The following is a 13,307-nucleotide window of genomic DNA, read 5'->3' on the forward strand; positions in this document are numbered from 1 at the left end:
CGCGGGAAGGCCAGGATTGAGCGATCCGGACGAGGCGCTCCTCCGGGAGGTGGCGCGCGGCGACTCCGTCGCCGCGCGCGCCCTGGTGGCCCGCAAGCTGCCACGGCTGCTTTCGCTCGCCGGGCGGATGCTGGGCGACCCGGCGGAGGCCGAGGACGTGGCGCAGGAGGCCTTCCTGCGGGTGTGGAAGCAGGCGCCGCGGTGGCGGGCCGACGGCGGGGCGCGGTTCGACACCTGGCTGCACCGTGTGGCGCTCAACCTCTGCTACGATCGCCTGCGTCGCCGCCGCGAACTGGCGACGGCCGATCCGCCCGAACGGCCCGACGAGGGCCCGGCGCCCGATCGCGGGCTGGAGGCGCAGGATGTCGGCCGGCGCGTGGCCGCGGCGCTGCAGGGCCTGCCCGACCGGCAGCGCGAGGCGATCGTGCTCTGCCACTACCAGGAGCTGGGCAACATCGAGGCCGCCGCCGTGATGGGCGTCAGCGTCGAGGCCCTGGAAGGCCTGCTGGGCCGCGGCCGTCGTGCGTTGAGGGCCGCGCTCACCGATCTCAGGGAGGCATGAGGGAGACATGACCCCGGAGCGTTTCGAAACCCTGGCCGAGGCGTTCGGCGGCGACGTCGCCCGCTGGCCGCCGGCCGAGCGTGACGCCGCGGCCGAGTTGATGACGGCCCGGCCCGAGTGGGCGCAGGGCGTGCTGGCCCTGGCGCGCGGGCTGGACGCGGCGCTGGACGCCGCGCCGCCGCCACGCGCCGACGCCGCCCTGGCCGGGCGCATCCTGGCCACCGCGCCGCGGCCAAGACGCCGATGGACCGGCTGGCTGGTTCCGGCCGGGATGGGCGCGGGACTCGCCGCGGCCTGCGCGGCCGGCCTGCTGGCGGGCGCCCAGTTCTCGGCCCGGCCGGCCGGCGGCGAGAGCGATGCGATCGTGGCGACCATCGCCGGCGACGACGTGGCGATCGCCTATGCCCTGGGCGAGGGCGCATGAGTCGCCCGATCCTCCTGACCGTGCTGTTCGTGTCGCTGGCGCTCAACGTCTTCGTGGCCGGCGCCTTCGTGGGCGCGAAGCTGAACCGCGGACCGCCGGACGGGGGCGGCCAGGAGCTGCGGCCCCGCAATCCGGTGGCCGCCGCGGTCGCGGTCCTGCCCCCCGACGACCAGGCCGCGTGGCGCGCGCAGATGCCGGAATTCGCCCAGACGTACGGCCCCAAGGTGCGCCAGGCGCGCCGGCTGATGCGCCAGACCATGCTGGGCTTCGGCGACGAGCCGTTCGACGCCGACGCGGCCGTGGCCAACCTGCGCAAGGCCCGGGACCTGGAAGCCGAGAGCCGCACGGAGATGGACCGCCGGATCGTGACCTTCGCCGCCGGCCTGCCTCGGCCCGAGCGGCGGCGGTTCGGCGAGGCGCTGGCCCGCCCCGCCGGGCCGAAGCACGGAAAGGCTCAGGCGGCCGCCGCGCCCTGAGCCGACGCCGAGTGGCGGAGGGGTAGGGAGAAGCTGGCGATGGTGCCCTGGCCGGGCGCGCTCTTCAGGTCGAGCAGGCCGCCGTGCATCTCAACGAGCGACTTGGTGAGCGCCAGGCCCAGGCCGGTGCCCTGGGTGGTCTTGGACTGCTGGCTCTCGACCTGCTCGAAGGGACGGGCCAGCCGTTCGAGGTCGCGCGGCGCGATGCCGATGCCGGTGTCCTGCACGCTGATGCGGACCCGCTCGCCCTGGGGGTCGTCGCGCCGCTCGCCGCGCACGACGATGCGTCCGCCGCGGGGCGTGAACTTGATGGCGTTGGACAGCAGGTTGAGCAGCACCTGCTTGATCGCCCGGTGGTCGGCCTCCACGTCGGGCAGGTCGATGAAATCGAGGATCAGCGAGAGGCCGGCGGCCTCGGCCCGGTTGCGCACCAGGCGGATGGCGTCCTCGGCCATCTCCTCCAGGCAGATCGGCTCGAAGCGCAGGTTGAGCTTGCCGGCCTCGATCTTCGACATGTCGAGGATGTCGTTGATCAGCGCCAGGAGGTGCTGGCCGGAGTTGAGGATGTCGCGGGCGTAGTCGCGGTAGCGGGCGTCGCCGAGCGGGCCGTACATCTCGCCCGACATGATCTCGGAGAAGCCGTTGATGGCGTTCAGCGGCGTGCGCAGCTCGTGGCTCATGTTGGCGAGGAACTCGCTCTTGGCCTGGCTGGCGGCCTCGGCGCGGATCTTCTCGGCCTCGTACTTGCGGGCCAGCTCCGACAGCTGTTCCTGGCTCTTCTCCAGGTTGGCGACGGCGCGGCGCAGCTCCTCCTCCTTGAGCCGACGCGCCTCCTCCTGGGTCTTGAGCACGGTGATGTCGGCGGCGCTGACCACCAGGCCGCCCTCGGCGGTGGGACGTTCGGAAATCTGCACCCAGCGGCCGTCGGAAAGTTCGGCCTCGCGCACGCCGCGGCGGCCGCCCGGGGCCGGAACCTCGCGGCGGATGGCGTTGCGGGCGGCACGCTCCACCTGCTCGCGGCCGACGCCGGTGCGCAGCAGCTCGACCTCGAGCTGGAAGTAGTCGCGGAAGTTGGCGTTGCACATCACCAGCCGGCCGTGGCGGTCCCACAGCACGAAGGCCTCGGACGTGCTCTCGATGGCGTCGCGCAGCCGGCTCTCGGCGGATTGGGCGCGGGCCTGGGCCAGGCGCTCCTCGGTGACGTCGAGCGCCACGCCGATGATGCGCGCGAAGCCGCCCTTGCCGCTGTCTCCGAAGCCGCGGCCGCGGAAGTCGATCCACACCGGCCGGGCGCCGGCGATGGGCGGCACGCGGAACGAGACGTCGAAGTCGCCGTAGATGGCGGCGGTCGACAGCGCCTCGCGCATGTCGTCGCGGTGGCCGGGCGCGACCCGGTCGAGCACCTGCTGGCCGTCCACGTCGCCGCCGCGCCAGCCGAACAGGGCGGCGGTCACGTCCGACATGAAGATGCGGTCGCTGGCCAGGTCCCATTCCCAGATGCCGCATCGCGCGGCCTCCACGGCCATGCGGAAGCGCTGTTCGGAATCGCTGCGGTCGGCGGCGATCTTCTCGACGCGGCGCATCTCCAGCATCAGCAGGAAGGCCAGGCCGAAGGCGGCGGCGAATGGCGCCATGAACCAGGCGGCCAGTTCGACGGGCCCGGGCACGCCGCCGCGCAGGCGCACCACGGCGGAAACCCCCAGGACGGCGAGCAGGACGAGCAGGGCCAGCACGGCGGGACGCGCCAGCCGGCGCTGGCCCGTGATACGCCGACGGCTACGCCGCTCGGGCGTCACCCCGGTCAAGTTCTCGCCCCCGCGTTCGGCCAAGGCCGCCGCTCCCTTGACTCCCCAGTGCTCCGTATATCCGGACCGGCGAAGTCTAATCCGATCCGGGGCCCACGGTCATCGTGGGTTAACGTCGCATCAAGCGAGGGCCCGAGTCGCCAATTCGTAAACGTTGCGCGAGAGGCCCTCGACCGCGACAATCCGTTCCAGTTCCGCCTTCATCAGCGCGCCCAGTTCGGGCTTGAGCCGCTTCCAGCCGCCGAGCGGATCGACCAGGCGCGCCGCGGTCATGGGATTGAAGCGGTCGACCGCGATGATCTGGTCGGCCAGGAACCGGTAGCCCGCGCCGCTGGGATCGTGGAAGCGGGACGGGTTGAAGTTGGCGAAGGTGGAGACGAGCGCGCGCAGGCGGTTCGGGTTCTGGGCGTCGAATGCCGGGTGCGCGGTGAGCGCCAGGATGCGGCCCAGGGCCTCCTCGCCCGGATCGCGGGCCTGCAGCGCGAACCACTTGTCGATCACCAGCGGCTCGTCCTTCCAGCGGTCGAAGAAGTCGTCCAGCGCCTCCTCGTAGAGCGAACCGCCGATCAGCATCAGGGCGTTGAGGCCGCCGATGGCGTCGGTCATGTTGGCGGCCGCCTGATAGTGGCCGAAGGCGATGTCGGCCGTCTCGTGGCGCGGGTTGGCCGCCATCAGGTCGAGGGCGGCGTTGCGCAGGGCGCGGCGGCCGGCGCCGGCGGCGTCGGGCGAGAATTCGCCGAGGTCCTGCAGGCCGGTGTGCAGGTGGCGCAGCTCGCCGTTGAGGTGGAGGGCCAGCCGCTCGCGCAGCTTCTCGCGCGCGTCGTGGATCGCGGCGGGATCGACCGGGCTGCGCAGCAGGGCGAGGTCGGTCTCGGCCGGCAGGGCCAGCAGCAGCGCCTTGAACGCCGGATCGGACGCCTGGTCGACCAGGGCGCGGCCGACGGCGTCGGCGTAGCGCTCCTCGCCCACCTCGTTGGGCCGCCCGCCGGCGCGCGAGAGGATGAGGTCGGCGGCCAGCTCCTGGCCCGCCTCCCAGCGGTTGAAGAGGTCGGGGTCGGCCGAAAGCTGGAGGTAGCGGTCCTTGGCCGGGGCGTCCGACTTCAGCACCACCGGCGCGGAGAAGCCGCGCAGGGCGGAGACCACCGGCGGGGCGTCGACGCCCGTGAGCGTCACGGTGGTCTCGTCGCCGTCCAGGACGATCACCGTCTCGTCCACCGCCTGGCCGTCGCGCTCGAAGGCCAGGGTGCGGCCCTCGGGGTCCAGCAGGCCGACGGTGACGGGGATCGGCAGCGGGCGCTTGGTCTCCTGGCCCGTGGTCGGCGGATTGGCCTGGGTGAAGGTAAGCTCCAGGGCCTGGCGGTCCTCGTCGTAGCGGCCGGTCATCGACACCCGCGGCGTGCCCGCCTGTTCGTACCAGGCGAAGAAGTCGGTGAGGTCCTTGCCCGAGGCCTCGGCGAAGCACTGGATGAAGGCCTCCACCGTGGTGGCGTGGCCGTCCCAGCGCTCGAAGTAGAGGTCCATGCCCTTCCGGAACGCCTCGGCCCCGATCAGGGTCTTCAGCATGCCGATGACCTCGGAGCCCTTCTCGTAGATCGTCGCCGTGTAGAAGTTCTCGATCTTCATGTAGCTGGACGGGCGCACGGCGTGGGCCAGGGGGCCCTGGTCCTCCGAGAACTGCCGCATCCGCAGCACCTTCACGGCCTTGATGCGGGCGACCGCGTGGCCGCGCATGTCGGCGCAGAAGCCCTGCTCGCGGAAGACGGTCAGGCCTTCCTTGAGGCACAGCTGGAACCAGTCGCGGCAGGTGATCCGGTTGCCGGTCCAGTTGTGGAAGTACTCGTGCGCCACGACCGCCTCGATGCGCTCGTAGTCGAGGTCGGTGGCGGTGGCCGGGTCGGCCAGCAGCAGCGAGGAGTTGAAGACGTTGAGGCCCTTGTTCTCCATGGCCCCGAAGTTGAAGTCGCGCACCGCCACGATCATGAACAGGTCGAGGTCGTACTCGCGGCCGTAGGTCTCCTCGTCCCACTTCATCGAGCGCTTGAGCGCGTCCATGGCGTAGGCCGCGCGCGGCGCCATGCCGGGATCGACGTAGATGCGCAGGTCGACCGTGCGCCCGCTCATGGTGACGAGCTTGTCCTCCAGCACGTCCAGCTCGCCGGCCACCAGGGCGAAGAGGTAGCAGGGCTTGGGGAAGGGGTCGTTCCAGACGGCGTAGTGGCGGCCGCCGTCGAGGGCGCCGCTCTCCATCAGGTTGCCGTTGGCCAGCAGGCGGTGGAACGCCTTGTCGGCCTCGATCCGCACGGTGAAGCGCGACAGCACGTCGGGCCGGTCGGGCCAGAAGGTGATCTTGCGGAAGCCCTCAGACTCGCACTGGGTGCAGAAGCGCCCGCCCGACATGTAGAGGCCTTCGAGGGCCTTGTTGTTCTTCGGGTCGATCTCGACCTCGGTCTCCAGGGTGAAGGCGTCGGGGACGTCGGGGATGGTGAGGAACTCGGCGTCGATGGTGTGCTCGGCCTCGGCCAGCTCGCGGCCGTCGACGGCGACGCTGACGGGCTTCAGCCGCTCGCCGTTGAACTTCAGCGGGTCCTTGTGGTCGCCGTTGCGGCGCACGGCGAGGCGGGCCTTCACCCGCGTGGCGCTGGGCTCCAGCTCGAAGGTCAGGTGGACCTCGTCGACCAGGAAGGCGGGCGGGCGGTACTCGGAGAGCCGGATGGGCTGGGGCGTTTCGGTGCGCATGCCGCCATCTAGGCTCGTGGATGGGGCGGCGCCAAGGCGAGGCGCGCGCCTTCCGCCACGTCGGGCTTTCCTTCCGTGGCGTCCGGGCGCGATGGTGGCGGCCTGAGCACGTTTCCACGTGCTCGCTCTTTAGGCTTGGAGGCCTTCTCGTCCGCCCCCGTTGCTTCATCGTGAGCGGGAAGGCCTCCTGAGGAAACGCCAGACCGGGCCAACCGGCGGATGGGACGCGATGAATTTCGACTATTCCGACGACCAGAAGTTCCTGAAGGACGAGGCGCGCAAGTTCCTCGAGGCCAACTGCTCGACCGCCAAGGTCCGCAAGGTGCTCGACGACGACGCCAAGGCCTATGACGAGGCGCTCTGGGCGGCTGTCGCCGCGCAAGGGTGGCTTGGAGCGGCGATCCCCGAGGAATACGGCGGGCTGGGCCTGGGCCACATCGAGCTCTGCGCCATCGCCGAGGAGCTGGGCCGGGTGGTGGCCCCGATCCCGTTCGCCTCGACGGTCTACGTGCTCGCCGAGGCGGTGATGCTGGCGGGGACCGAGGCGCAGAAGAAGGCCCTGCTGCCCAAGATCGCCGCGGGCGAAGTGATCGGTTGTCTTGCGACCTCGGAAGGGCCGGGCGTGACGACGGCGGGCAACCTCCAGGCCAGCGTCTCGGGCGGCAAGCTGTCGGGGACCAAGCTGCCGGTGACCGACGGCGACATCGCCACCCACGCCGTCGTGCTGGCCAAGGAAGGCGGCCAGCCGGGCCTGTTCCTGGCGGACCTTTCGGCCGGCGTCACGCGCGAGCCCCTGGCCACGCTGGATCCCACCCGCGACGCGGCGAAGCTGGTCTTCGACGGCGCGCCGGCCGAGCGGCTGGGTGGGGCGGGCGAGGGCTTCGCGCTGCTGGAGCAGGTGCTGGACCGCGCCGCGGTGCTGATGGCGTTCGAGCAGACCGGCGGCGCCGACCGCTGCCTGGAGATGGCCAAGGCCTATGCGCTGGAGCGCTACGCGTTCGGGCGCGTGATCGCCAGCTACCAGGCCATCAAGCACAAGCTGGCCGACATCTACGTGAAGAACGAACTGGCCCGGTCCAACGCCTACTACGGCGCCTGGGCGCTCAACACGGGCGCGCCGGAACTGCCGGTGGCCGCGAGCGCGGCGCGGATCGCGGCCAGCGAGGCCTTCTGGTTCGCGGCCAAGGAGAACATCCAGACCCACGGCGGGATCGGCTTCACCTGGGAGGTGGACGCCCACCTCTACTACCGCCGCTCGCGGCAGCTGGCCCTGGTGGCCGGCGCGCCCCGGGTCTGGAAGGAACGGCTAGTGAGCCAGCTCGAACGCAGGAACATCGCCGCCTAGGCATCTCATCGACTGGGTCCCGGCTCGGCCTGCGCGCCTTCGGCGCTCCGTTGGCCGGGATGACGGAGGATACGGAATGGACTTCAACGACAGCCCCGAAGAAGCCGCCTACCGCGCCCAGGTCCGGGCGTGGCTCGAACAGAACGCGCCCAAGACCGGCGTCGGCATGGACGACATGGAAGGCGGGTCGAAGGACACCATGGCCGCCTCCAAGGCCTGGCAGGCGAAGAAGGCCGCGGCCGGCTACGCCTGCATCACCTGGCCCAAGGAGTGGGGCGGCCCGGGCGGCAACCCGGTCCAGCAGGTGATCTTCAACCAGGAGGAGGCCAGGCATCCGGTGCCGCCGAACCCGTTCCAGATCGGGCTCGGCATGTGCGTGCCGACCGTGATGGCCTTCGCCGACGCCGACACCAAGACGCGGTTCGTGGGGCCGGCCCTCAGGGGCGAGGAGATCTGGTGCCAGCTGTTCTCCGAGCCCTCGGGCGGTTCGGACGTGGCGGCGGCGCGCACCCGGGCGGTCAAGGCGCCGGACGGCTCGGGCGACTGGATCATCGACGGTCAGAAGGTGTGGACGACAGGCGCCCAGTTCTCGAACTTCGGGATCGTGGTGGTGCGCACCGATCCGGAGGCGCCCAAGCACAAGGGCCTGACCATGTTCTGGGTCGACATGAGCGACCCGGGCATCGAGGTGCGGCCGATCCACCAGATGTCGGGCGGCTCGGGCTTCAACGAGGTGTTCTTCACCGGCGTGCGCGTGCCGGACAGCCAGCGTCTGGGCGCGGTGAACGACGGCTGGCGCGTCAGCCTCGTCACCCTGATGAACGAGCGGCTGGCGGTCGGCGGGCCGTCGGGGGCCAGCTGGAGCCAGTTCCTGGAGGCGGCCCGCGACATCACCGGCCTGGATGGCGCGCCGGCGATCAAGGATCGGGCGCTGCGCGAGAAGCTGGCCGACTGGTACGTCGCCACCGAGGGCCTCAAACACACCCGCAACCGCACCATGACCGCGCTCAGCCGCGGCCAGACGCCGGGGCCGGAAAGCTCGATCGGCAAGGTGGTCTCGGCCCTGCAGATGCAGGACCTCGCCAATTCGGCGGTGGAGATGCTGGACCAGTTCGGGATCATCAACGACCCGGCCCTCTCGCCGCTGGGCGGGGCGTTCCACATGTCGCTGATGAGCGCGCCGGGCCTGCGCATCGCCGGCGGCACCGACGAGATCCTGAAGAACATCATCGCCGAGCGGGTGCTGGGCCTGCCCGGCGACATCCGCGTCGACAAGGACGTGGCGTTCAAGGACTTGCCGACGGGCCGGTGACGGCGAGCCTCAGGCCGTGAGCGCCAGCGATTCCACGGCGCGGCCGTCGATGAGGCGCTCGTAGAGGCCGGTCAGCGCCTCGAAGGTGGCGTCCCAGCCGTGGCGGGTCTCGGCGCGGCGCCGCGCGGCGGCGGAGACCGCCGACAGGTCGCGCCGGAACAGGGCGTCGATCGCTTCCGCCAGACCGGCCGGTTCGACATTGTCGGCGGGCTGGCCCACGGTCTCGTCGATCAGCTCGCCCACGCCGCCGCGGCGCGAGCCTACGACCGGCAGGCCCGCGGCCATGGCCTCGAGCACGAAGAGGCCGAAGATCTCGTTCTCGTTGGCGTGCAGGGCGGCGTCGCACGAGGCGAGCAGGCCGGCGAGGCGCACGGGGTCGCGCTCGAAGTCCAGGCTGATCACCCGGGGCGACCAGGTCACGTCCTTGCCCGCGCCCACCAGCAGCAGGCGGTAGGGCGCGCCCAGCCGCTCGACCGCGGCCACCATGGACTCGATGTTCTTCTCGCGCGCCGGGCGGCCGGCGAAGACCAGCAGGCGGGTGTTGGCCGGCAGGCCCAGGCGGCGGATCAGCCGGGCGCGGTCGCCGCGCGCCGGATGGAACAGGTCGGTGTCGACGCCGAGCTGCTGGATCGACATGCGGGTGACGCCCGCCTCGGCGAGGCGGCCGGCCATGTGGCGGCTGGGCGCGACCACGTGGTCGAAGCGCTGGTAGGCCTGGGCCCAGAAGCTGAAGGTGGGCGCTTCGGCCCATTCGCCGAAGTGCAGGGCCGCCAGGGCCGCGGCGTCGGTGTGGCAGAAGCCCACGACGGGGACGCCCAGGGCCTCGCCCGCGTAGAGCGCCGCGTGGCCGGGCACGAAGACGTCGCCGGCCTCGATGACGTCGGGCTCCAGGATGCGCAGCACCGTCTCCCACTTGGTGAGGCTGGCGGGCATGCGGTAGCCGTTGCCGAACGGCAGGCGCGCTGCGGAGATGCTGACCACGCCCTCGGCCTCGGCGCGGGTGCGCGCGCCGGGCACCACCAGCGTGTGGTCGATGTCGCGCCGCCGGCGGGCCAGCCAGGCGCGCTTGGCCATGAGGTAGCGCTTCACGCCGCCGGAGCGGGGCGCGTACATCATGGTGGTGTCGATGAGGTGGAAGCCCTCGCCCGGCTCGCGTTCGCCGCCCAGGCGCAGGACGTTCTCGTAGCGGGGCGGCAGGCCTTCGAGGCCGCGGCCCGAGCGGCGCTCGATGATGCTGCTGGCGGCGGCGCTGAACAGTTCGGCCTGGGAGGCGGGCCGCAGCACCTTGGCTTTCAGGGCCTTGGTGGCGCGCCGCGTCGCCTTGCGTTTCCAGATTCCGGCCAGTGGTCCCGTCCTCTTGCCGAAGGGCGCGTCCGCGCGCGGAGCGATCCGCGGAGGCGCCCTTGAAGACCGATCGCCGGGCCGTTGCCCCGACTCACCCGGTCGACGCGGAGCGCGGCCATACTATCGACCGCGCCGACGATGTCATCGGTCATGGCGGCGGTTTCAAGGCGGCCCTGAAACCCGCGCGCGGCCGTCCGCCCGCGCCGCGCGGCCATGGTTCAAGTCGCGACGGCTTCCGAGGGGCCGGAAATCGTCTCGCCGTCGACGGTGCGGGTCAGGCCTTGGGCACGAAGGGCAACACCAGCAGGATCGCGGCATAGGCCGCGATGCTGGCGAAGACGGCGGTCTGGAAGCCGCCCTGGCGGTCGTAGAGCCAGGCGCCCAGCAGGTCGCCGAAGCGAAGCGAGACGAAGAACATGGCGACGAACATCATCATCATCGCGCCCTGCAGGCCGGGCGGGCAGGCGCGGATCGCCAGGTCGGTGAAGGCCGCCTGGGCCAAGCCGCCGATCAGGCCGATGACCGCCGCCGCCACCAGCGCCTCGGTCGGGTTCCGCACGAACAGCAGCGGCGACATCTGGACCACCGCCATGGCGGCGCCGACCCACAGCAGGGTCCGCAGCCTTACCCGCCGGCAAAGCCAGCCATAGGCGAACATCACCGGGGTGAAGGCGCCCATGAAGATGCCGAACCAGGCCCCGACCTGGGCGTCGGTGGCGTGCAGGTCGTTGGACAGATGGAACTGAAGCACCGCGCCGGCCGCGGGCGCGAACTGCCACAGGAGCTGGATCGCCATCACCGGATAGAGCGGACGGTTGCGGAAGAGACGCGCGATGTCGTGGGCGGCGCCGCGATCGCGCGGCCGGGCGTGGTGCGCGTCCAGCAGCCGCCGCGGGCCGAAGGCGCCGAGGATCGCCACGGCCGCCATGAGCGCCGCGCCCAGGCCGAACAGCAGCCGCGCGGCCGTCACCGCGTCGCGGCCTTCGAGGTACTGGGAGAGCGCTCCGCCCAGGAAGTAGGCGGCCAGGTTGGGCGCGAGCACGGCGAGGTTGCCCATCACGCTGGCCTGGCCGGTGATCGCCTCCTCCTGGCTCAGCATGGAGGTGGCGCCGCGCAGGGCCGCGAACACGAACTGCAGGCCGATGGTCACCGCTAGCACGCCGCCGAGCAGCAGGCCGTAGCTGGGCGCCCGCGCGGCCAGCACGCCGTAGGCCGCCGCCGCCATGGGGGCGAAGATCACCATGAAGCCGCGGTCCCCGCGCCCGAGCGGGCTCCAGACGTCGCGGAGGAACCCGAACGCGAACCCCACGAACAGCGGAATCGAGGCCAGCAGGTTGAACAGCGCCACGTCGTGGGCCGACATGTGCAGCCGGTTCTTGAGGAAGAACACGACCGGGAGGCCGATCAGGCCCTCGTAGGGCACGGCGAACTGGCAGAGCGTGAGCGCGACGCCGCCATAGATCAGCATTGTCCGGCGCTCGCCGTCCGAGAGCCGCGGCGAGTCGGGCGGCCGGCCCGACAGGGCCATCGCCTCGGCCTCGCCGTCGATCTTGAAGTCCATCGTCATCGACGCCCCCCGTCCGAGACCCCGAAATCACGCTCACAGGGGCCGGGCCGGCTGGCAAGCGCCGCGGAACCGCGGCGCGATGCGTTTCACTGCGGGTCGAAGGCCTGACCGATTTCAGGGCGGACGGCGACGGACGGCATGAACTCGGGCTCGCGGCGGGCGTGGGAGGCCTGTTCGAAGGCGTAGCCCAGGCCCAGCAGCCGGGCCTCGGACCAGGCGGGGCCCAGGAACGAAATCCCGATCGGCAGGCCGGACGCGTAGCCCGCCGGCACGGTCAGGTGCGGGTATCCCGACACGGCCGGAGGCGTCGAGGGCGAGCCGAAGAAGCGCCCGCCGTTCACCGGGTCGACGATCGAGGCCGGGCCGCCGCTGGGCGCGACGACGGCGGCGAGGTCGTCCTTGGCCAGCATGTCGTCGATCGCCCGGCGGGCCAGGGTGGTGGCCTCGGCGCGCTTGGCCAGGTAGCCGGCGTCGGTGATCGGCGGCATGGACTCGGCCGAGACGAAGATGTCCTGGCCGAACAGCGCCAGTTCGCGGGGCTCGGCGGCATTGAAGGCGATCAGGTCGGCGAGCGAGCGGGTCTTCACGGCGGGCGGCGTCGCGGCGAGGTAGGCGTCGATCGCCGCCTTGAATTCGATGCGCAGGCAGTCGCCCTCCAGGGTATCGATCCGCCCGGTGGTCTTGGCGTCGGGGCCGGCGACATCGACCAGGACGGCCCCCTGATCGCGCAGGACCTGGAGCGCGGCGTCGAACACCGCGTCCATCTGGCGCGAACGCCCGCTGTTGGGCCGCCAGACGCCGATGCGCGCGCCCTTGAGCGCGCCGCGGTCCAGGGCGGCGAGGTAGTTCGCCCGTTTCGCATCGGCCTCCGCCGTCGCCGGATCGGCCGGGTCGGCGCCGGCGATCACGGTGAGCAGGGCGGCCGCGTCGGCCACGGTGCGGGTCATCGGCCCGGCGGTGTCCTGTTCGGGCGAGATCGGCGCGATGCCGGTGCGAGAGACGAGGCCGACCGTGGGCTTGAGGCCGACGATCCCGTTCATGGCCGCCGGGCAGGTGACCGAGCCGTCGGTCTCGGTGCCCAGGGCCACGGCGGCGAGGCCGGCGGCGATCCCCGCGCCCGAGCCCGACGACGAGCCGCAGGCGCTGCGGTCCAGCGAATAGGGGTTGCGCACCAGCCCGCCCACCGCGCTCCAGCCGCTGATCGACTGGCGCGAGCGGAAGTTGGCCCATTCGGAGAGGTTGGTCTTGCCCAGGATCACGGCCCCGGCCTCGACGAGGCGCTGCACGATCGGCGCGTCCTGCGCGGCGACGTTGGCGGTGAGCGCGAGGGAGCCGGCGGTGGTGGGCCCGCTCTCGCGGCTCTCGATATTGTCCTTCAGCAGCACCGGCACGCCATGGAGCGGCCCGCGGACTTGGCCCGCGCGCCGTTCCGCGTCGAGCCGGCGCGCGTCGTCCACGGCGTGGGGGTTGAGCGCGATGACGGCGTTGAGCTTGGGGCCGGCGCGGTCGATGCGTTCGATGCGCTCCAGATAGGCGCGGACCAGCTGTTCGGACGTGACCCGCCCATCGGTCATCGCCGCCTGCTGCTCTCCGGCCGAGGCGTAGGGGCTGAGGGGCTGGGCTCGGGCGGTGGCGGCCAAGGCCCCGAGCATGACGGCGATGGCGACGGATCTCAACATGGGCGGCCTCGTATGGGTCCCGCCGTTGTAGCCGTCCGGCCGCCGGGCGCCAGCCGC

The 13,307-nt window shown here is 71.9% G+C and carries 11 protein-coding genes; 6 read left to right on the forward strand and 5 right to left on the reverse strand.

What is annotated here, in order from left to right; genetic code table 11:
• Window positions 1–16: 16 nt before the first annotated feature.
• Genes GC203_RS00995 through GC203_RS01005 form a run of 3 tightly spaced genes read left to right on the forward strand, consistent with a single transcriptional unit; the run spans window position 17 to window position 1,462 of the window.
• A complete protein-coding gene (locus tag GC203_RS00995; RefSeq protein WP_293450410.1) occupies window positions 17–562 on the forward strand; it encodes an RNA polymerase sigma factor in 546 nt (181 codons plus the stop codon).
• Between the two features lie 7 nt (window positions 563–569).
• Window positions 570–986, forward strand: a complete 417-nt coding sequence (locus tag GC203_RS01000) for a hypothetical protein (protein ID WP_293450412.1) — start codon at window positions 570–572, stop codon at window positions 984–986.
• Window positions 983–1,462 carry a periplasmic heavy metal sensor gene (locus GC203_RS01005; protein ID WP_293450414.1) on the forward strand — a complete coding sequence of 160 codons (480 nt, stop codon included), beginning with the start codon at window positions 983–985 and terminating at the stop codon, window positions 1,460–1,462. Before GC203_RS01000 ends, GC203_RS01005 begins: the two co-directional genes overlap by 4 nt.
• On the opposite strand, the gene GC203_RS01010 is transcribed toward GC203_RS01005, so the two are convergent.
• Window positions 1,441–3,291, reverse strand: a complete 1,851-nt coding sequence (locus tag GC203_RS01010; protein ID WP_293450416.1) for an ATP-binding protein — start codon at window positions 3,289–3,291, stop codon at window positions 1,441–1,443. The two genes, GC203_RS01005 and GC203_RS01010, sit on opposite strands and share 22 nt — an antisense overlap.
• Window positions 3,292–3,387: 96 nt before the next feature.
• A complete protein-coding gene (pepN, locus tag GC203_RS01015) occupies window positions 3,388–6,003 on the reverse strand; it encodes an aminopeptidase N (RefSeq protein ID WP_293450418.1) in 2,616 nt (871 codons plus the stop codon).
• 229 nt (window positions 6,004–6,232) lie between these two features.
• Between pepN and GC203_RS01020 the strand changes: the two genes are divergently transcribed.
• The gene (locus GC203_RS01020; protein ID WP_293450420.1) at window positions 6,233–7,348 is read left to right on the forward strand and encodes an acyl-CoA dehydrogenase family protein; all 1,116 of its coding nucleotides are present in this window, start codon (window positions 6,233–6,235) and stop codon (window positions 7,346–7,348) included.
• Between the two features lie 76 nt (window positions 7,349–7,424).
• Window positions 7,425–8,660, forward strand: a complete 1,236-nt coding sequence (locus tag GC203_RS01025) for an acyl-CoA dehydrogenase family protein (RefSeq protein ID WP_293450422.1) — start codon at window positions 7,425–7,427, stop codon at window positions 8,658–8,660.
• 9 nt (window positions 8,661–8,669) lie between these two features.
• Here GC203_RS01025 and GC203_RS01030 read toward each other — a convergent pair whose 3' ends face one another.
• Window positions 8,670–9,944 carry a glycosyltransferase gene (locus GC203_RS01030; protein ID WP_293450424.1) on the reverse strand — a complete coding sequence of 425 codons (1,275 nt, stop codon included), beginning with the start codon at window positions 9,942–9,944 and terminating at the stop codon, window positions 8,670–8,672.
• A 119-nt stretch (window positions 9,945–10,063) separates the two neighbouring features.
• Between GC203_RS01030 and GC203_RS01035 the strand changes: the two genes are divergently transcribed.
• Window positions 10,064–10,324, forward strand: coding sequence for a hypothetical protein (locus tag GC203_RS01035; protein WP_293450426.1), 261 nt, complete (start codon window positions 10,064–10,066; stop codon window positions 10,322–10,324).
• Here GC203_RS01035 and GC203_RS01040 read toward each other — a convergent pair.
• Both GC203_RS01040 and GC203_RS01045 read right to left on the reverse strand, forming a co-directional pair.
• Window positions 10,279–11,571 (reverse strand): MFS transporter, encoded by a 1,293-nt coding sequence (locus tag GC203_RS01040; RefSeq protein ID WP_293450428.1) that lies wholly within the window; start codon window positions 11,569–11,571, stop codon window positions 10,279–10,281. The genes GC203_RS01035 and GC203_RS01040 overlap by 46 nt on opposite strands.
• 86 nt (window positions 11,572–11,657) lie before the next feature.
• Window positions 11,658–13,250 carry an amidase gene (locus GC203_RS01045; protein WP_293450430.1) on the reverse strand — a complete coding sequence of 531 codons (1,593 nt, stop codon included), beginning with the start codon at window positions 13,248–13,250 and terminating at the stop codon, window positions 11,658–11,660.
• Between the last annotated feature and the right edge of the window lie 57 nt (window positions 13,251–13,307).

Source organism: Phenylobacterium sp., assembly GCF_016124325.1.
Classification (GTDB): domain Bacteria; phylum Pseudomonadota; class Alphaproteobacteria; order Caulobacterales; family Caulobacteraceae; genus Phenylobacterium.

Excerpts from the sequence above, each read along its gene's own strand:
- GC203_RS01000 (WP_293450412.1), top strand. The coding sequence starts at position 570 with ATGACCCCGGAGCGTTTCGAAACCCTGGCCGAGGCGTTCGGCGGCGAC.
- GC203_RS01005 (WP_293450414.1), top strand. The coding sequence starts at position 983 with ATGAGTCGCCCGATCCTCCTGACCGTGCTGTTCGTGTCGCTGGCGCTC.
- pepN (WP_293450418.1), bottom strand. The coding sequence starts at position 6,003 with ATGCGCACCGAAACGCCCCAGCCCATCCGGCTCTCCGAGTACCGCCCG.
- GC203_RS01020 (WP_293450420.1), top strand. The coding sequence starts at position 6,233 with ATGAATTTCGACTATTCCGACGACCAGAAGTTCCTGAAGGACGAGGCG.
- GC203_RS01025 (WP_293450422.1), top strand. The coding sequence starts at position 7,425 with ATGGACTTCAACGACAGCCCCGAAGAAGCCGCCTACCGCGCCCAGGTC.
- GC203_RS01040 (WP_293450428.1), bottom strand. The coding sequence starts at position 11,571 with ATGACGATGGACTTCAAGATCGACGGCGAGGCCGAGGCGATGGCCCTG.
- GC203_RS01045 (WP_293450430.1), bottom strand. The coding sequence starts at position 13,250 with ATGTTGAGATCCGTCGCCATCGCCGTCATGCTCGGGGCCTTGGCCGCC.